The organism is Streptomyces sp. NBC_00190 (assembly GCF_036203305.1).
Lineage (GTDB): Bacteria > Actinomycetota > Actinomycetes > Streptomycetales > Streptomycetaceae > Streptomyces.
In genome coordinates this window covers 5,065,340-5,082,210 of sequence record NZ_CP108131.1, presented here as the reverse complement: position 1 = coordinate 5,082,210, position 16,871 = coordinate 5,065,340, and the positions used below count along the sequence as shown (strand labels likewise).

Annotated in this window: 17 protein-coding genes and 2 pseudogenes; 11 read left to right on the top strand and 8 right to left on the bottom strand. The window is 70.0% G+C overall.

Annotated elements, in window-relative coordinates; translation table 11 throughout:
* Positions 1-158: 158 nt before the first annotated feature.
* Both OG429_RS24685 and OG429_RS24680 read right to left on the bottom strand, forming a co-directional pair.
* Positions 159-1,259, bottom strand: a complete 1,101-nt coding sequence (locus tag OG429_RS24685) for an alpha/beta hydrolase (protein ID WP_328927445.1) — start codon at positions 1,257-1,259, stop codon at positions 159-161.
* A gap of 143 nt (positions 1,260-1,402) precedes the next feature.
* The gene (locus OG429_RS24680) at positions 1,403-1,840 is read right to left on the bottom strand and encodes a MarR family winged helix-turn-helix transcriptional regulator (protein WP_328927444.1); all 438 of its coding nucleotides are present in this window, start codon (positions 1,838-1,840) and stop codon (positions 1,403-1,405) included.
* A gap of 79 nt (positions 1,841-1,919) precedes the next feature.
* On the opposite strand from OG429_RS24680, the gene OG429_RS24675 reads away from it, so the two are divergent.
* On the top strand, positions 1,920-2,957 hold the full coding sequence (locus OG429_RS24675; RefSeq protein WP_328927443.1) for an SMP-30/gluconolactonase/LRE family protein: 1,038 nt from the start codon (positions 1,920-1,922) through the stop codon (positions 2,955-2,957).
* 120 nt (positions 2,958-3,077) lie between these two features.
* The gene (locus OG429_RS24670) at positions 3,078-3,659 is read left to right on the top strand and encodes a Uma2 family endonuclease (protein WP_328927442.1); all 582 of its coding nucleotides are present in this window, start codon (positions 3,078-3,080) and stop codon (positions 3,657-3,659) included.
* A 255-nt stretch (positions 3,660-3,914) separates the two neighbouring features.
* Here the strand turns inward: OG429_RS24670 and OG429_RS24665 are convergent, their stop codons facing one another.
* A complete protein-coding gene (locus tag OG429_RS24665; RefSeq protein ID WP_328927441.1) occupies positions 3,915-5,279 on the bottom strand; it encodes an outer membrane protein assembly factor BamB family protein in 1,365 nt (454 codons plus the stop codon).
* A gap of 220 nt (positions 5,280-5,499) precedes the next feature.
* Here OG429_RS24665 and OG429_RS24660 point away from each other — a divergent pair.
* Positions 5,500-5,601 (top strand): annotated as a pseudogene (locus OG429_RS24660) (type II toxin-antitoxin system RelE family toxin); the annotation flags it as partial.
* A gap of 983 nt (positions 5,602-6,584) precedes the next feature.
* Here OG429_RS24660 and OG429_RS24655 read toward each other — a convergent pair.
* Positions 6,585-6,806 (bottom strand): annotated as a pseudogene (locus tag OG429_RS24655) (hypothetical protein); the annotation flags it as partial.
* A gap of 54 nt (positions 6,807-6,860) precedes the next feature.
* On the opposite strand from OG429_RS24655, the gene OG429_RS24650 reads away from it, so the two are divergent.
* Both OG429_RS24650 and OG429_RS24645 read left to right on the top strand, forming a co-directional pair.
* Positions 6,861-7,130 carry a type II toxin-antitoxin system Phd/YefM family antitoxin gene (locus tag OG429_RS24650; RefSeq protein ID WP_328927440.1) on the top strand — a complete coding sequence of 90 codons (270 nt, stop codon included), beginning with the start codon at positions 6,861-6,863 and terminating at the stop codon, positions 7,128-7,130.
* A complete protein-coding gene (locus OG429_RS24645) occupies positions 7,123-7,386 on the top strand; it encodes a type II toxin-antitoxin system RelE family toxin (protein ID WP_030207783.1) in 264 nt (87 codons plus the stop codon). The genes OG429_RS24650 and OG429_RS24645 overlap by 8 nt, the downstream gene beginning before the upstream one ends.
* 84 nt (positions 7,387-7,470) lie before the next feature.
* On the opposite strand, the gene ychF is transcribed toward OG429_RS24645, so the two are convergent.
* Positions 7,471-8,559 carry a redox-regulated ATPase YchF gene (ychF, locus tag OG429_RS24640; protein ID WP_328927439.1) on the bottom strand — a complete coding sequence of 363 codons (1,089 nt, stop codon included), beginning with the start codon at positions 8,557-8,559 and terminating at the stop codon, positions 7,471-7,473.
* Between the two features lie 134 nt (positions 8,560-8,693).
* On the opposite strand from ychF, the gene OG429_RS24635 reads away from it, so the two are divergent.
* Positions 8,694-9,209 (top strand): DUF6542 domain-containing protein, encoded by a 516-nt coding sequence (locus OG429_RS24635; RefSeq protein WP_443051276.1) that lies wholly within the window; start codon positions 8,694-8,696, stop codon positions 9,207-9,209.
* A 17-nt stretch (positions 9,210-9,226) separates the two neighbouring features.
* Here the strand turns inward: OG429_RS24635 and ppgK are convergent, their stop codons facing one another.
* The gene (gene ppgK, locus OG429_RS24630; protein WP_328927437.1) at positions 9,227-9,982 is read right to left on the bottom strand and encodes a polyphosphate--glucose phosphotransferase; all 756 of its coding nucleotides are present in this window, start codon (positions 9,980-9,982) and stop codon (positions 9,227-9,229) included.
* Positions 9,983-10,003: 21 nt separating this feature from the next.
* On the bottom strand, positions 10,004-10,999 hold the full coding sequence (locus OG429_RS24625) for a 4-hydroxy-3-methylbut-2-enyl diphosphate reductase (protein ID WP_405921815.1): 996 nt from the start codon (positions 10,997-10,999) through the stop codon (positions 10,004-10,006).
* A gap of 128 nt (positions 11,000-11,127) precedes the next feature.
* Here OG429_RS24625 and OG429_RS24620 point away from each other — a divergent pair, with 128 nt between their 5' ends.
* The 4 genes from OG429_RS24620 to OG429_RS24605 all read left to right on the top strand — a co-directional run bounded on the left by OG429_RS24620 (position 11,128) and on the right by OG429_RS24605 (position 14,942).
* Positions 11,128-12,618, top strand: coding sequence for an APC family permease (locus tag OG429_RS24620; protein ID WP_443051275.1), 1,491 nt, complete (start codon positions 11,128-11,130; stop codon positions 12,616-12,618).
* Positions 12,619-12,737: 119 nt separating this feature from the next.
* Positions 12,738-13,952 (top strand): exodeoxyribonuclease VII large subunit, encoded by a 1,215-nt coding sequence (gene xseA / locus OG429_RS24615; RefSeq protein WP_328927434.1) that lies wholly within the window; start codon positions 12,738-12,740, stop codon positions 13,950-13,952.
* 74 nt (positions 13,953-14,026) lie between these two features.
* The gene (locus OG429_RS24610) at positions 14,027-14,254 is read left to right on the top strand and encodes an exodeoxyribonuclease VII small subunit (RefSeq protein ID WP_328927433.1); all 228 of its coding nucleotides are present in this window, start codon (positions 14,027-14,029) and stop codon (positions 14,252-14,254) included.
* Positions 14,255-14,351: 97 nt separating this feature from the next.
* The gene (locus OG429_RS24605) at positions 14,352-14,942 is read left to right on the top strand and encodes a malonic semialdehyde reductase (protein WP_328927432.1); all 591 of its coding nucleotides are present in this window, start codon (positions 14,352-14,354) and stop codon (positions 14,940-14,942) included.
* A gap of 101 nt (positions 14,943-15,043) precedes the next feature.
* On the opposite strand, the gene OG429_RS24600 is transcribed toward OG429_RS24605, so the two are convergent.
* Entirely contained in the window at positions 15,044-15,571 is a 528-nt protein-coding gene (locus tag OG429_RS24600; RefSeq protein ID WP_328930402.1) for a DUF4245 domain-containing protein, read from the bottom strand.
* 225 nt (positions 15,572-15,796) lie between these two features.
* Between OG429_RS24600 and glpX the strand changes: the two genes are divergently transcribed.
* The gene (gene glpX, locus OG429_RS24595) at positions 15,797-16,828 is read left to right on the top strand and encodes a class II fructose-bisphosphatase (protein ID WP_328927431.1); all 1,032 of its coding nucleotides are present in this window, start codon (positions 15,797-15,799) and stop codon (positions 16,826-16,828) included.
* Positions 16,829-16,871: the final 43 nt, after the last annotated feature.

Here is a 16,871-nt window from a genome sequence, read left to right as displayed (position 1 = left end):
CGATCGGTCCCCCTTACACCCTTTACAGAGGTATGAACGACGGGATGGGTTGCCTGGGACGGGGGTGACGTGGTGAGCACCACGTGGCGCCCATCACGTGCCGTGCGCGCCGGGGGTACGGGGCCGTACGCGCCTCGGTACGGGCATCGGTGCGGGCGTCAGCCGGCGGTGTCGGGCTTGGGGGCCTTGAGCACCTTGCTGATCGACTCCAGGGAGCCTTCCTTCATGCCCCGCACGTAGTGCCAGCCGTTGTGCTCGCCGTTCTGGATGTCGCGGATGGTGATCTTGACCGGGCCCTTGCCGTACTGCTGCTGGAACTTCACCATGCGCTCCTTCCCGGTCTCCTTGGTGCCGATCTGGAAGTTGATGTAGACCTCGGGCCCGTTGGCCTCGATCAGCTTCTTGGCGAGGTTCTCCGGGTTGTTGGCGTCCATCTCCGCCTGGTGACCCCTCCAGAGCGGGGAGTCGGGGACGATCTCGCCGCCGCTGGCGATCACGGCCTTGAACCGGTCCGGGTACTGCAGGACCGTCTTCATCCCGACGAAGGCGCCGGAGGAGGAACCCATGAAGGCCCAGCCGTCACGGGACTTGTACGTACGGAAGTTGGCCTTGGCGAAGTCCGGGACGTCCTCGGCGATCCAGGTGCCCATCTTGGGCTGGCCGGGGATGTCGGCGCCGTCGTAGTAGTACTTGTTGTCCGGGTTGAGCACCGGCATGACCACGACGAAGGGGAGGCTGGTACCGGCCTGCACGCCCTCGCTGATGGCCTTCTGGAGGCCGAGGCTGCGGTCGGACCAGTAGTTGGCCGGGAAGCCGTTGCCGCCGGGGAGCGCGATGAGCACCGGGAAACCGCTCTTGGCGTACTTCGGGTCGTCGTACTCCTTGGGCGCCCACACCCACACGTCACCCGTGAAGCCGGACTTCGCGCCCGCGAGGCGGGTCTTGGCGATGATCGTGCCGTCGTCGAGCTTGGTGGTCTGCTTGAAGTCGGCCTTCGGGCCCGTCGGCATGAGCACGTCCGGGTCGCCGGAGGGCTTGGGCGACGGGGACCCGCTCGGGGAGGCGGCCTGCTGTTCCGCGACGGGGGCCGGCGCGGGCTTGCCGAAGCTCACCTTCTCACCGTTGCCGGAGAACCAGTCCAGCTTCCAGGCGGCGAAGCCACCGCCACCGCCGAGCAGGACCACGAGGGCGACCACCGCGCTGATCCATATTCGACGGCGGGAGCGCTTGGGCTGCGGGCGCTGCGGATACTCGTGCACGAACTTCGCTCCGAACGATCATGGCTGCCCCGGGGGCGGGGCAGAACGGCTGGGCATCCCTAGGGGTGGGATGCACTAATCCCCCGGACAGTTCCAAATCCGAGCAAAAACATTGCGGGGCGCTCGGCGGAACGAGGGGCGTCTCAACGCTGGCCGTCGAGCACCTCCGCGCACCGGCCGAGCAGCTGGACGAGCTGCTCCCGCTCCTCCGCGCTGAACTCCGCCGCGAGCGCCCGCTCCACCCGCACCGCGCCGGAATCGGCCAGCTCCAGCGCCGCGCGCCCCTCGTCGGTGAGCCGGGTCTCCAGCACGTTGCGGTGCCACTCGTGCGGGGTCCGCTCGATGAACCCGCGCTCCTGGAGGTTCTTCAGGACGGTGTTCATGGTCGGCGGGGTCACCCCGCACAGCCGCGCGAGCGCGGCGGCGGAGATGCCGGGCTTCTCGTCCAGCCAGAGCAGCGCGGCGTACTGCGGAACCGTCACCGCGGCCGGCTTGCACGCTGCGCTCTTCGCCGCGAGAAGTGCCTGCTCGGCGCGCTTGAGGTGCGCGCCGATGCGCTCCGTGGGGGCCATCGAGGTCATTCCCGCATCCTACGGCCCTTGCATGCATTAGAGCTCTAATCTACATTCGCCTTCACCTACTCAGTAGAGGACACATACGATGACGCACTCGACGAAGCGCCGGCAGCGGATCCCGGCCACGGCGATGGCCCTGACGGCAGCCCTGGCGGCTGGGGCGCTCGCGAACGGAGCGGTCCCCGCCCAGGCCCAGGCCCAGCCCCAGCCCCGCGCCACTGACGTCCGTGCATCCATATCCACGACATCCATATCCACGGCCTTCACGCTGCCCGGCGCGAAGGTCTACCCGGAGGGCATCGCCACGGACCCCCGTACCCACACGGTCTACGTGGGCTCGTACGCGGACGGCACCGTCTACCGCGCCCGTCCCGGCCGGCCCGAGGCCGAGGTGTTCCTGCCCTCCGGCGCCGACGGCCGCCACACCGCGAACGGCTTGCGCGTGGACGCCCGGGGCCGTCTGTGGGTCACGGACTCCACCACCGGCGTCTCCGTCTACGACACCGCGACCGGGACCCGCCTGGCCCACTTCGAGGTCGGCGGAACCTCCCCCCGCTTCGTCAACGACCTGACCATCACCCCGGACGGCACCGCCTACCTGACGGACAGCCTCCGCGGGGTGGTCTACCGCGTGACCCCGGCCCAGCTGGCCGTCGGCAGCGGCACCCTGACCGAGGCGTACGACCTCACTCCCGCGCTGCGTCCCCGGACCGCAGGCCCGTTCAGCCTCAACGGCATCGTCTCGGACCGGTCCGGCCGCTACCTGCTCACCGTCGACATGCCCGCGGGCGACCTCTACCGCGTCGACCTGCGCACCGGCGCCGTCCGCCGCGTCGACCTGGGCGGCGCCGACCTGAAGGCCGCCGACGGCCTCGACCTCTCCCCCGACGGCACCCTGCGCGTGGCGCACAACACCACCAACACCCTGACCCGCTGGCGGCTCAGCCAGGACGGCACCCGCGCCCGCCTGCTCCACACGGTCACGGACCCGTCCCTGCAGATCCCCACGACACTGGCCCACACCGCGGGCCGCACCCTGGTGGTCCGCTCCCAGTTCGACAAGATGCCCCCGGGCCCGGACACCCCCACCACATTCACGATCGCCTCGGTCCACGGCCTGTAGCCGATGTCCGGTTCACCGGGCGGCGAGGCGGCCCCAAGCATCCCGACGACACCCGTGCGCCGAGTGTGGATCAGCAGCGCAACGCCCCTCCGCGACGGCCGCGATCGCTAGGGTTGGCTCATGACGGAACTGCCCGACTGGATGCGCCCGCCGCGCGCGGAAGGCTGGTTCGCGGAGGACCTGGACCGCCTCCCGCAAGCGCCGCGCCACACCGAGCTGATCGACGGAGCCCTCGTCTTCATGATGTCGCCTCAACGGTCGTGGCACGGCCGCCTCGTCACGAATCTCACGGTGGCACTCATGGCCCAAGCCCCCGACGGCATCGAAGTCGAGCGGGAGATGACCATCCGCCTCGACGCCCGTAACCGTCCAGAGCCAGGCCTGCTCCTGACCACCGCCCCCTACGACGCCAACCGCACCTGGTACGCCCCGAACGACGTCCCGCTCGTCATCGAGGTCGTCTCCCCCGGATCCGCCCACCGTGACCGCACGGTCAAACTCCGGAAGTACGCGGAGGCCGGCATCCCGCACTACTGGTGCATCGACGACGAGGACGGCGCACCCGTCGTCCACGCCTACGAGCTCGACGAACCGACCGGCGCCTACGCGCCCGCCGGCATCTTCCGCGGCTCCCTCCAGCGTCCGGTGCCCTTCGAGATCAACCTCGATCTGGACAAGCTCGCGCCGCCCCGAAGCAGCTGAAAAGTCAGCACGGGAATGCAGAAGGAGCCGGACCCGTCAGGGTCCGGCCCCCTTCCGACCTGCGCACTTACAGTTGAAGCGGACCGTCCCATGCAGAGCCATGACCTGTGGAAACGTCGCCTCACAGGGGCCGATCCTGACGTGCAGCGGAGCCGCAGGCAGCGCCCTCATCAGGCATTGGACGACGGGGCCTGCCCGTCGTCCAATGGCGGTGGCACGCGGGGCGCGAGCAGAAGCGTCAGAACGGGGTGACCGTCAGACGGGCTGGGTGGCGAAGGCGAAGAAGCCGTCAGCGCTGCGGACGATGGCGTACCCGTTCGCCGTGAACTGCGGCAATTCCTCGATCTCGGCGGTCAGCAGCTTCTTGTCCCGGACGTCGAAGGCAGCCTTCTTGCCGCCCTCCAGGTACGCGTAGAGGACGCCGTTGCCCGGAAGGGCCTGCGGCGTGATGTTCTTCTCGTCCTTCGCCTGGTGCCACAGCTCCTTGCCGGTCTCCGTGTTCCAGGCGACGGCGCCCTTGCCGTACTGGACGACGGCGGTCTTGCCATCGGGGGAGACGGCGTAGCCGTCGTCTTCGATGGTGCCGTTGGTGTCGATGCCCGGGCCCTCGGCGATCCGGCGACCGGTCTTGAGGTCGATCGACGTCAGGACCGCTTCGGACTTGCCGTACTCGGACCATTCGAGGACGGCCTCGTCGCCGTGCAGCGACGTCAGCCGCGCGGTGGTCGCCGTCTTGTCGGTGACCAGTTTGGCGATGGCTGCCGGGGGCGCGAGCTCCTTCGTGCTCCACGCCTTCTTGCCCGAGCGGATGTCCGTGGCGATCAACCAGTTGGCTGCGGGCTGGTAGGAGATGTCCGTCGTCCAGGAGTAGCCGAGGCCGGGGCCGACCTTCCCCTTGCTTTCGAGCCACGTGAAGTTGGGGGTCAGGGTCTCCCCGTCGCCGATCGGGATGAACTTGGCGTTGCCGCCGGCCGCGCTGGTGTCCACGAGGTAGCCGCCCCGGACCGGGGTGGTCAGGTGGGTCTCACCGTCGAAGGTCGAGCTCCCCAGCTTGTCGCCGGACGGCGCGTACATGGTCAGTACGGTCTGTGTGGAGGCTTTCTTCAGGTCCGTCGCCGGCGTGTCGACGCGGGTACGTATCAGCAGTGCCGGTGACCCGTCCCGCCACTGGCTCACCTGCACGAGCCGCTCCGCCGAGTACTGCTTGGCCCCCTCCGCGGGGCTCTCGAAGTCGAATTTCTTACGCAGCTCGCCGCTCTTGGCATCGAGGAGCTGGGCGGTGAAACCGCTCGAGCCCGGGTCCCCGCTGCGGTCGCCGGTGACGATGACGGCGTCTCCCAGGGCGCAGATGCTGCGCTCCGACTTATCCCCCTTGGACGCGTCGCCCGCACAGGTCCTCGCGGCGTCAGTCGGCAGACTCCATGCCTGCTGCTTGGCCAGCCCGGCTACCGGCGCGCCCTTGTAGACCGGGCCCTTCGGGGCAGAAGATGCGGACTCCCCGGCCTTCGGCGTCTCCCCGCCGGCCTTGGCATCCGGCCCCGACCCCGACCCCGACCCCCCGGAGCATCCCGCGACAAGCCCCAGCGACAGTGCCATGCCGACCACTGCCGTCATACGCATGCGATTCAACTTTCCTACCCGGCTTCCCTCTTGCTTGATCGCGCCTTCGACGGGCAGCCTACTTTGATCATGGTCCGGGAGCGCGGCCGGACGGCTGCGGAGGCTCCTCGATGCGGGCGAAGCCCCCTATGCCTGCGGAGCTCTGCCGCGAACTCGCGATCGTCACCCCCGGCCGACAGGGCCACGCGTCCTACCCGCCGTTCGCCATCGCGAGGCGCGATCGCTGCGCATCCTGGCCAAGCTGACCGAGTTGGAAAGCGACCCCCTCGGCTTCAACACCACTGCACTCGTGGCCGATGCTCGAACCACCTGCCGAGTAGGACGGGACCCGATTGCTGCTGACATTGCGTCAAAACATCCAGCACCCATCCAGCACGGTGCTGACGAAAGGGCCGCCCCCCCCTGAGGAGCCGACCCCTTCTCCGTCTTCGGCCAGTAGAAGGAGAGGTCGATGAACGTCGGCCTCTCATCCTCGAAGGAGTACAGGAGGGATGCGTCGATGTATGGCGTTCCCGGCGTGTGCTTCGCGGGAGACATGCCGCTGGTGGACATCACGTCCTCGTGCCCGGCCTCGCGGCCGCCGGTCCGCTGCTTGTACCAGCGGTCCACGTTCACGGTGTCCATCGACAGCTCCTTGGCCAGCTCCTTCGCGGCCCGGTAGGCGTCATCGGTGCTCATCTTCGGATAAATGATGTGCACCGAGTCGACAGTGCCGGTGTCCGGGTCCGCGTCGAGTCGGAGCATGCGCTTTCCGGTGAGGTGAATTCCGCCGGAGAACGTGATGTCGTACTCGGCCGAGGAGATTTCCCAGGAACTCCGGCTCTTGCCGGACCAGTTGACGTCCGATTTGGTATGGCTGTGACTCAGGTCCCATTTCACGGAACTGGGCTCCTCCCGGGCCATGTACAGGTAACCAAGAAGAAGCAGTGCGGCCGAGACTGCCGCAAAGGTGATGACGAGGGGCCGGGCGCGGTACGGCATCCTGGATCAGCCTTTGCCGTTGAGCGTGATGCGCCGGAACTCCTTGGCGCACTCGTTCAACGGCAGGGCGATGTCCGTCGTGGTGGTAGATCTCCGAGTAGCAGGGCGGGCAGGATGGTCTTCTGCTCCCGCGCGAGGAGATCCTGGTTCCCGTCGGAGATGCGCTTGGGGTCTCCTGAATTGACCCCTTTCATGTGCCGGCAGATCTGGCATCGATCAGACCTTCCCGTTGGAGGGGTCAGGCGTACACCTTCTGGACGATGGCGTCGTTGGGGCCGAGTCCCTTTGAAGTGTCCCAGGTGGTGGGGTCGACGTCCGCCGCGATCATCGCCTGGCCATCTGGCGGGCCATCGCCGTGTCCGAAACGTCGGCCGCGTCCGGCTTCGACTCGGCGACCGCGCTGCGGCGTGCGTACGCGTCGAACACTCGGGTCTTGTTCTTGAGCATCTCCAACAGCCGCTCGTCCACCCCGCGGGTCGGTTTGATCTGAGGCTCACAGATGATCACGACGGAGGCGGCCTGCGTGTTGAGCCCCACCCCCGGCGCCGACCGTGGCCCGAAGCTGTTGTGTACACATGGCACACTCGGTACCCTTGAGGCATGACTCAGCCGCTGCCCATAGAGTCCATCCGCGACGTACGCGCTCACTTGGCCGAGGTCGTCGAACGGGCCGACCGCGACGACGTGCCCACTGTCATCACCCGTCGCGGCAAGCAGGTCGCCGCCGTGGTCTCGATCGAGGTGCTGCGCAAGTACCAGGAGTGGGAAGAGCGCGAGATCAACCGCATCATCGACGAGCGCATGGCGAGCCCGGCCGCCGGCATCCCGATCGAGGACGTGATGAGGGAGACGCTGGCACGCAGTGAGTGACTACCGCACGGTGTTCCGGCCCGAGGCCCAGGCCGAGCTGCGCAAGATCCCGCGTGACATGGCGCTCCGCATCCTGGCCAAACTGACAGAGCTGGAGAGCGACCCCTTCGGCTTCAACACCACCGCACTCGTATCCCAGCCTGAGCGCCGCCGCCTACGGGTCGGCGACTACCGTGTCGTCTACACGATCGACAACGGAGAGCTTGTGGTGTGGGTCGTACACGTCGGACACCGCTCCACGGTCTACGACACGTAGCTGCTCCAGGCTCTGCGGACTGTTGCGGACAGCACAACGGCCTGACCCGCGTTCTCGCAGGTCAGGCCGCCTGTGGGTATGCGATCAGACGTTGAAGCGGAACTCCACCACGTCGCCGTCCTGCATGACGTAGTCCTTGCCCTCCATGCGGGCCTTGCCCTTCGCGCGGGCCTCGGTGACCGAGCCGCACTCGACCAGGTCCGCGAAGGAGATGACCTCGGCCTTGATGAAGCCGCGCTGGAAGTCGGTGTGGATCACGCCGGCCGCCTCCGGGGCGGTGGCGCCCTGCTTGATCGTCCAGGCGCGGGTTTCCTTCGGGCCGGCCGTCAGGTACGTCTGGAGGCCCAGCGTCGCGAAGCCGACGCGGCCGAGGGTGGCCATGCCCGGCTCGTCCTGGCCGACCGACTGGAGGAGTTCGAGGGCCTCGTCGTCCTCCAGCTCGATGAGCTCCTGCTCCAGCTTGGCGTTCAGGAAGATCGCCTCGGCCGGGGCGACCAGGGCGCGCTGCTCGTCCTTGAAGGCCTCGTCCGTCAGCTCGTCCTCGTCCACGTTGAAGACGTAGAGGAACGGCTTCGTGGTCAGCAGGTGCAGCTCGTGGAGGAGGTTGCCCTGCTCCGTGCCCTTGGTGATGCCCTTGGAGAAGAGGGTGTCGCCGGCTTCGAGGATCTTCTTGGCCTCGACGACGGCCGCGAGGACCGCGACCTTCTCCTTCTGGAGGCGGGACTCCTTCGTCAGGCGCGGCTCGGCCTTCTCGATGGACTGGAGGTCGGCGAGGATCAGCTCGGTGTTGATCGTCTCGATGTCGTCTTTCGGCGAGACCTTGCCGTCGACGTGCACGACGTTCTCGTCCTTGAAGGCACGGATGACCTGGCAGATCGCGTCCGACTCGCGGATGTTGGCCAGGAACTTGTTGCCCAGGCCCTCACCCTCCGAGGCGCCGCGCACGATGCCCGCGATGTCGACGAAGTCGACCGTCGCCGGGAGGATCTTCTGGGAGCCGAAGATGCCCGCGAGGACCGCGAGGCGCGCGTCCGGGACGCCGACGACGCCGACGTTCGGCTCGATCGTGGCGAACGGGTAGTTGGCCGCCAGCACGTCGTTCTTGGTCAGGGCGTTGAACAGGGTCGACTTGCCGACATTCGGCAGACCGACGATTCCGATCGTGAGCGACACGTTGGCGACTTCCCGTAGCTGGAGGGGGCGGCGGCCCGGAGGTGGGCCACCGGACAGTTTACTTTCCGATGAGCGGCGGTCGATGTACGCGTGTCCCCACCGGATACCGCGCTCCCCGCGCCTAGCGTGGTGGCGTGGAGCAATACAGGACGCGACCGGCCCCTCACCCCCAGCGACCCCCGGCCCAGCGGCAGGGGACACGGCCCGCGGCCGTGCCCGCCCAGGGCGGCGGCCGTCCCCTGCCCGCGCTGACCCGCCGGCTGCCCCGGCCCCGGCTGACCGGGCTCGGCGGCGGGCTGTTCGCGTGCCTCGCCATGATGCTGGCCGGCGGGATCTGCTGGCTGCTGTTCGACTCCTCGCTCTTCGTCTACGGGCTGCTCTTCGTGCCCGTCGCGGCCGCCACCGCCCTGTGGGTGCGGCCCGCCGACCTGATCACCGCCCCGATCACCGCCCCCATCGCCTTCGCCGCCGGGGTGTGGCCCGTCTCGGGCGGCTCCGGCGGCTTCGGCGGGCAGCTGATGGGGCTGGTGTCCGCCCTGTCGCTGCACGCGGGCTGGCTGTACGCGGGGACGCTGGCCGCCGCTCTGATCGCCGTGGTGCGCAAAGCCGTCCTCATCGGCAGGCGGCGCCTGCCCCGGAGAACGGCCTGACACCGCCGGTCCGGCTCCTAGGCCTTGGCCTTGGCCTTGGCCTTGGCCGCCATCGCCGCTCCCACGATCCCCGCGTTGTTCTGGAGCCCGGCCGGGACGATCTCGGCCCGGACGCCCTCGATCAGCGGCAGGAACTTCTCCGGCTTGCGGCTGACGCCGCCCCCGACGATGAAGAGGTCCGGGGAGAACAGCATCTCCACGTGCGCGAGGTACTTCGAGACCCGGCGCGCCCAGCGCTCCCAGGTGAGGTCCCCGTCCTCCTTGGCCTTCACCGACGCCCGCGTCTCCGCGTCGTGGCCCTTCAGCTCCAGGTGCCCGAGCTCCGTGTTCGCCACCAGCTGCCCGTCCGTGAACAGGGCGCTCCCGATGCCCGTGCCCAGGGTGAGCATGATGACCGTGCCGCCGCGGCCGCGCCCGGCCCCGTACGTCATCTCCGCGACCCCCGCCGCGTCCGCGTCGTTGAGGACCGTGACCGGCAGCCCGCCCAGCTCGCGCGTGAGCAGCGCCGCCGCGTCCACGCCGACCCATCCCTTGTCGACGTTGGCCGCCGAACGGGTGATCCCGTTCGTGACCACGCCCGGGAAGGTGACCCCGACCGGGCCCGACCAGGAGAAGGCGCGGACCACCTCCGCGACGCAGCCGGCCACCCCCTCGGGGGTGGCCGGCTGCGGTGTCAGTACTTTGTGGCGCTCCTGCGCCAGGTCGCCGCGCTCCAGGTCCACGGGCGCGCCCTTGATCCCTGAACCGCCGATGTCCACACCCATGATCTGCATGGACATACCGTACGAAAGGAGTTACTTGTCGGCGACCAGTTCCGCGGCTTCGGCGCGCAGGTCGCGGCGCAGCTCCTTCGGCAGCGAGAAGACGATCGACTCCTCGGCGGTCTTGACGATCTCCACGTCCGCGTAGCCGCGCGCCGCCAGCCACTCCAGGACCTCCTCGACCAGGACCTCCGGAACCGAGGCCCCCGAGGTCAGGCCGACCGTGGTGACGCCCTCCAGCCAGGTCTCGTCGATCTCGCTCGCGAAGTCGACCAGGTACGCGGCGCGCGCGCCCGCGTCCAGCGCGACCTCGACCAGGCGGATCGAGTTCGAGGAGTTCTTCGAGCCGACCACGATGACCAGGTCGGAGTCGGCGCCCATCACCTTCACCGCGGCCTGCCGGTTCGAGGTGGCGTAGCAGATGTCGTCGCTCGGCGGCGAGACCAGCAGCGGGAACCTGGTCTTCAGCGCGTCGACCGTCTCCATCGTCTCGTCGACCGAGAGCGTCGTCTGCGACAGCCACACGACCTTGGACTCGTCGCGCACCTCGACGGCCGCGACGTCGTCCGGGCCGTCCACGATCGTGATGTGGTCGGGAGCCTCGCCGGAGGTGCCGATGACCTCCTCGTGGCCCTCGTGGCCGATGAGGAGGATGTCGAAGTCCTCGTTCGCGTACCGGACGGCTTCCTTGTGCACCTTGGTGACCAGCGGGCACGTCGCGTCGATCGTCGCGAGCTTGCCGCGCGCCGCCTCCTCGTGCACCACCGGCGCGACGCCGTGCGCGGAGAACATCACGATGGAGCCCTCGGGCACCTCCTCCGTCCGCTCGACGAAGATGGCGCCCTTCTTCTCCAGCGTCTGGACGACGTACTTGTTGTGCACGATCTCGTGCCGGACATAGACCGGCGCGCCGTACTGCTCAAGGGCTTTCTCGACGGCGATCACGGCTCGGTCCACGCCCGCGCAGTAGCCGCGGGGCGCGGCGAGCAGGACACGGCGGGAAGCGGGAGCAGGGGCGGGAGCACTCATACGCTCCATCGTACGGGGGTCTCCAGGAGGCCGGCCGTCGGCCGTACGGCACACACTTGCGCAGAGGATCCGAACGATTGTCCCGCCTATCGCCCGGAGGACGGATGGCGTCCGCTACGGATTCCGGTATGCCGGCACCCACCGCCCTGCGGCGGAGCCTCGGCTTCCGGGACCTGGTGGTCTACGGGCTGCTCTTCATCGCTCCCATGGCCCCGGTCGGGGTCTTCGGCACCCTGGACGCGAAGTCGCACGGCGCCGTGGCCCTCGTCTACCTCGTCGCGACCGTCGCCATGGCCTTCACCGCGTTCTCGTACGCCCAGATGGTGCGGGTCGCCCCGCAGGCCGGTTCGGTCTTCACCTACGCCCGCAAGGGCCTGGGCGAGGGCCCCGGCCTGATCGCCGGGTGGATGGCGATGCTCGACTACCTGCTGATCCCGGCGGTCGCGTACCTGTTCTCGGGGATCGCGATGAACGCGCTGGTGCCCGAGGTCTCCCGGTGGGTGTGGACGGCGCTGGCCGTCGTGGTCACCACGCTGCTGAACCTGTGGGGGGTACGGGCGGCCGCGCGCGTGGGCTTCGCCGTGCTGGCCATGGAGATCCTGGTGCTGCTGGTCTTCGTGGTCGCCGCGGTCACGGTCCTGGCCTGGGGCGGGGCGCGGCGCGGCTGGCTCTCCCCGCTGACCGGCGACGGCTCGCTCGGCTTCTCGGCGGCGGCCGTACTGGGCGCGGTGTCGGTCGCCGTGCTCTCGTACCTGGGCTTCGACGCGATCGTCTCCTTCGCGGAGGAGGTGACGGGGGGCTCGGAGCGAGTGGCCCGGGCGGTGCTGTTCTGCCTGGCGCTGGCCGGGGCGCTGTTCTTCGTCCAGGCCTACCTCGTGGCGCTCCTCAATCCCGTCACCGCGGCGGAGCTGGCGGCCGATCCGGGGCAGCAGGGCCCGGCCTTCTACAACGCGGTGGAGTCCTCGGTCGGCTTCTGGCTGCACGACCTGGTGGCGGTCAGCAAGGCGGTCGGGGCGGCCTTCGCGGCGCTGGCCGGGCAGGCCGCGGCCGGGCGGCTGCTGTTCGCGATGGCCCGGGAGGGGCGGCTGCCGCGCGCGTTGGCGCGGACCTCGGACGGCACTCCGCGGCCGGCCCTGCTGGTGGCGGCCGCCATCACCCTGGTCGCGGCGGTGTGGGCGGCTCGGCGCGACGACGGGCTCGGCCACCTGGTGTCCGTCGTCGACGTCGGGGCGCTGGCGGCCTTCACCCTGCTGCACGCCTCGGTGGTGGGCTGGTTCGTCGTCCAGCGCCGGGAGGGCCCGCCGAACCTGTGGAAGCACCTGGTGGCCCCGGTGCTGGGCGCGGCGGTGACCGTCGCGGTGATCGTCGAGGCCTCCTGGACGGCGCAGCTGGTGGGTGCGGTGTGGCTGGCGGCGGGGCTGTGCCTGCTCTTCGCCCAGCGCGGGCGGCGCGGGCGGCGCGGGCGGCGCGGGCAGCGCGGGCAGCGCGGGCAGCGCGGGCAGCGCGGGCAGCGCGGGCAGCGCGGGCAGCGCGGGCAGCGCGGGCAGCGCGGGCAGCGCGGGCAGCGCGGGCAGCGCGGCGAAGGCGCCCCCGCGGACCGGCCCGGACGACCGGCCTGACGACCGGCCTGACGACCGCCCTGGCAACCGCCCTGACGGCCGCCACCGTCGACCGTCGGGATCCCGACACCCGCGGCGGAGCCTGAGACGCTGTCAGCGACGCCCGTTAGCCTGCGTGCATGGGACTCAATACGTCGGCCGAGGCGCCGCTGCCGGTGGGGCAGGTGTCCCGGCTCATCGGGGGCTGGATCGAGCGGCTCGGCCAGGTGTGGGTGGAGGGGCAGATCACGCAGCTCTCGCGGCGGCCGGGAGCGGGGGTGGTCTTCCTGACGCTGCGCGACCCCTCGCACGACATCTCGGTCAGCGTGACCTGCTTCCGTCAGGTCTTCGACGAGGTCGCGGACGTGGTCTCGGAGGGCGCGCGGGTCGTACTGCTGGCCAAGCCGGAGTGGTACGCCCCGCGCGGGCAGCTGTCCCTGCGGGCCACGGAGATACGGCCGGTCGGCATCGGCGAGCTGCTGGCCCGGCTGGAGCGGCTCAAGCGGTCCCTCGCCTCGGAGGGGCTGTTCGCGCTGGACCGCAAGAAGCCGCTGCCCTTCCTTCCGCAGCTGATCGGGCTGGTGGTCGGGCGGGCTTCGGCGGCCGAGCGCGACGTGCTGGAGAACGCCCGGCGGCGCTGGCCGGCGGTCCGCTTCGAGGTGCGCAACGTCGCCGTCCAGGGGGTCCACGCGGTGCCCCAGGTGATCCAGGCGGTCAAGGAGCTCGACGACCTCGACGAGGTCGACGTGATCATCGTGGCGCGCGGCGGCGGCAGCGTGGAGGACCTGCTGCCCTTCTCCGACGAGGAGGTCGTACGGGCGGTCGCGGCGGCCCGTACCCCGGTCGTCTCGGCGATCGGCCACGAGCCGGACTCGCCGCTGCTGGACCTGGTCGCCGACCTGCGGGCCTCCACGCCCACGGATGCCGCGAAGAAGGTGGTCCCGGACGTGGGCGAGGAGCTGGAGCGAGTACGCCAGCTGCAGGCCCGGGGGCTGCGCGCGGTGAACGGGCTGCTCGACCGGGAGGAGCGCGGCCTCGCGCACGCCCTCGCCCGGCCGGTCTTCGTCCACCCGCAGCGGATGGTGGAGACCCGCGAGGACGAGCTGGAGGCGCTGCTGGCGCGCGGCCGGCGGACGCTCGGGCATCTGCTGGACCGGGCCGACTCGGAGCTCGCGCACACCCTGGCCCGGGTGGTGGCGCTGTCCCCGGCCGCGACCCTGGAGCGGGGCTACGCCGTCCTGCAGCGGGCGGACGGGCACGTGGTGCGTTCGCCGGAGGAGGTCTCGGCGGACGAGGTGCTGCGCGCGCGGGTCACGGAAGGCGAGTTCTCGGTACGGGTGGTCGCGTCCGAGTAGCCCGCGGCAGGCCGCAAACACGACACACCACCGCAATCAACACGTCGCACCACACACATAGGTTGGATGAGGGAATGGCAGAGGCCGAGACGGCGCTGGGGTACGAGCAGGCGCGTGACGAGCTCATCGAGGTCGTCCGCAAGCTGGAGGCGGGCGGGACGTCCCTGGAGGACTCCCTCGCGCTCTGGGAGCGCGGCGAGGAGCTGGCGAAGGTGTGCCGGCACTGGCTGGAGGGGGCGCGGGCGCGGCTGGACTCGGCGCTCGCGGCCCGGGACTCGGCCGATCCGGCCGAGAGGGAGTGATCCCGGTCACCGGCCGGGGCATTTAGTTGAAAGTTCACCTACTTTCGCCGTAGAGTCGGGGACATCGCTTCACCCCCGTATGGAAGAAGGCTTTCCGATGTCTCTCGTTCTTGACTCCGCCGCGCAGGACCTGCTGTTCCGCGAGGCCCGCACGGCCAACTCGTTCTCCGACGAGCCGGTCACCGAGGAGCAGGTCCAGGCGATATACGACCTGGTGAAGTACGGCCCCACCGCCTTCAACCAGACCCCGCTGCGCATCACCCTGGTCCGCTCCCCCGAGGCCCGCGAGCGCCTGGTGAAGCACCTGGCCGAGGGCAACCAGGCCAAGACCACCGCCGCCCCGCTGGTCGCGATCCTCTCCGCGGACAACGAGTTCCACGAGGAGCTCCCGCAGCTGCTGCCGCACTTCCCGCAGGCCAAGGACATGTTCTTCGCCGAGCGCCCGGTCCGTGAGCAGTCCGCCCTGCTCAACGCCGCGCTGCAGGCCGCGTACTTCATCGTCGGCGTCCGCGCCGCCGGCCTGGCCGCGGGCCCGATGACCGGCGCCGACCTCTCCGGCATCCAGAAGGAGTTCCTGGACGCCGACCACGCCCCGCTGATGATCGTCAACATCGGCAAGCCGGGCGAGGACGCCTGGTTCCCGCGCTCCCCGCGCCTGGCCTTCGACGAGGTCGTCACCACCGTCTGAGCCGACCGGGCCGGCCGAGCCGGCCCGGCACAGCGAAACGGCCGCGCCCCCGGACACCGGGGGCGCGGCCGTTTCGCGTACCGCCGAAGGGGCTGCCAGCCCTACTGGCCCTGCTGGCCCTGCTTGAACTCCAGCGCCGCCGCCATGGCACCGAGCTGGTCGAAGGAGGCCGTCCCGGTGACCACCGTGACGTGACCCTGCTCCTGCTTCACGAGGGCGTCGTACTTCTCGCCCTCCCAGCGCTCCCACGCCGCGCCGCCGACCTGCTGGGTCTGCCCGGTGGACTTCGCCTGCTGGGTGATCTTGCCGAGGTTCTTGCCGGAGGTGTCCGTGGACTGCTCCACCGCCACGTACTGCTTGCCCGGGTCGAGGAAGCCCAGGTGCCAGGCGTTGGCGTTCTTGCGCTGGTACGACACCGAGGTCGCCCGCCACTCCGCCGGGAGCCCCACGGGGGCGGCCACGGGGTACGGGGCGGCGCGCCGGGCCGTGAGCGTCTCCACCCTGTAGTCGACCGTGTGCGTCGGATCGGCGTTCTCGTCATGTGGGATGAAGAGATAGATCCCCGCGACCACGACGCCGATCACTGCCAGCGACCGGACCATGTCCCAGATCGTCTGCTTGCCTTTCATACCTGCCACGGCACCATCGTCCCGCATCGCCGGGAGCGATCTCCGCCGGGGTGGGCCCGGGCGGCGGCGGGGCGCGCCCGGAGGGGCGCAAGATGTCCGCTCAGGCCAAACGACTGACCGATATTCCGCTCATACGTGACCCGGCCTGCTCAATATGTCGACGTACCGATAGAGTTCCAGTCACCCTCACATCCCGGCCGTCGTCGTACAGAAAGGTGCGCTCCGATGACCGAGCACAACCTGCCGCCCCAGCTCGAAGTCTCCCCCGAGGCCCCCGACCGCAACCTCGCCCTGGAACTCGTCCGGGTGACCGAGGCCGCCGCCATGGCCGCGGGCCGGTGGGTCGGACGCGGCGACAAGCTCGGCGCCGACGGCGCCGCGGTCAACGCGATGCGGACCCTGATCTCCACCGTCTCGATGAACGGCGTCGTCGTCATCGGCGAGGGCGAGAAGGACGAAGCGCCCATGCTCTTCAACGGCGAGCGGGTCGGCGACGGCACCGGTGCCGAGGTCGACATCGCCGTGGACCCGATCGACGGCACCACCCTGAACGCCAAGGGCATGCCGAACGCCATCGCCGTGCTCGCCGCCGCCGACCGCGGCACCATGTTCGACCCGTCCGCGGTCTTCTACATGGAGAAGCTCGTCACCGGCCCCGAGGCCGCCGACTTCGTCGACATCAACGCACCCGTCTCGGTGAACATCCGGCGCGTCGCCAAGGCCAAGAACATGGCCGTCGAGGACGTCACCGTGGTCATCCTGGACCGCCCCCGCCACGAGGGCATCGTCAAGGAGATCCGCGAGACCGGCGCCCGGATCAAGTTCATCTCGGACGGCGACGTCGCCGGTTCGGTCATGGCGGTGCGCGAGGGCACCGGCGTGGACCTGCTCCTGGGCATCGGCGGCACCCCCGAGGGCATCATCTCGGCCTGCGCCATCAAGTGCCTCGGCGGCACGATCCAGGGCAAGCTGTGGCCGAAGGACGAGGCCGAGCGCCAGAAGGCCATCGACGCGGGCCACGACCTGGACCGCGTGCTGCACACGGACGACCTGGTGTCCGGCGAGAACGTCTTCTTCGTCGCCACCGGCATCACGGACGGCGAGCTGCTGCGCGGCGTCCACTACCGCTCGGAGACCGCGACCACGTCCTCGCTGGTCATGCGCTCGAAGTCGGGCACGATCCGGCAGATCGACTCGACGCACCGCCTGTCGAAGCTGCGCGCGTACAGCGCGATCGACTTCGACCGCGCGCAGTAGGCGCGAAGGCGGGCACAGCGAGAGGGGCGGTCACCGTGTGCGG

Coding starts and splice junctions, on each gene's coding strand:
- OG429_RS24680 (WP_328927444.1), bottom strand. CDS start 1,840: ATGACCTCGATGGCCCCCACGGAGCGCATCGGCGCGCACCTCAAGCGC.
- OG429_RS24675 (WP_328927443.1), top strand. CDS start 1,920: ATGACGCACTCGACGAAGCGCCGGCAGCGGATCCCGGCCACGGCGATG.
- OG429_RS24670 (WP_328927442.1), top strand. CDS start 3,078: ATGACGGAACTGCCCGACTGGATGCGCCCGCCGCGCGCGGAAGGCTGG.
- OG429_RS24665 (WP_328927441.1), bottom strand. CDS start 5,279: ATGCGTATGACGGCAGTGGTCGGCATGGCACTGTCGCTGGGGCTTGTC.
- OG429_RS24650 (WP_328927440.1), top strand. CDS start 6,861: ATGACTCAGCCGCTGCCCATAGAGTCCATCCGCGACGTACGCGCTCAC.
- ppgK (WP_328927437.1), bottom strand. CDS start 9,982: ATGCAGATCATGGGTGTGGACATCGGCGGTTCAGGGATCAAGGGCGCG.
- OG429_RS24625 (WP_405921815.1), bottom strand. CDS start 10,999: ATGAGTGCTCCCGCCCCTGCTCCCGCTTCCCGCCGTGTCCTGCTCGCC.
- OG429_RS24620 (WP_443051275.1), top strand. CDS start 11,128: ATGCCGGCACCCACCGCCCTGCGGCGGAGCCTCGGCTTCCGGGACCTG.
- xseA (WP_328927434.1), top strand. CDS start 12,738: ATGGGACTCAATACGTCGGCCGAGGCGCCGCTGCCGGTGGGGCAGGTG.
- OG429_RS24610 (WP_328927433.1), top strand. CDS start 14,027: ATGGCAGAGGCCGAGACGGCGCTGGGGTACGAGCAGGCGCGTGACGAG.
- OG429_RS24605 (WP_328927432.1), top strand. CDS start 14,352: ATGTCTCTCGTTCTTGACTCCGCCGCGCAGGACCTGCTGTTCCGCGAG.
- OG429_RS24600 (WP_328930402.1), bottom strand. CDS start 15,571: ATGAAAGGCAAGCAGACGATCTGGGACATGGTCCGGTCGCTGGCAGTG.
- glpX (WP_328927431.1), top strand. CDS start 15,797: ATGACCGAGCACAACCTGCCGCCCCAGCTCGAAGTCTCCCCCGAGGCC.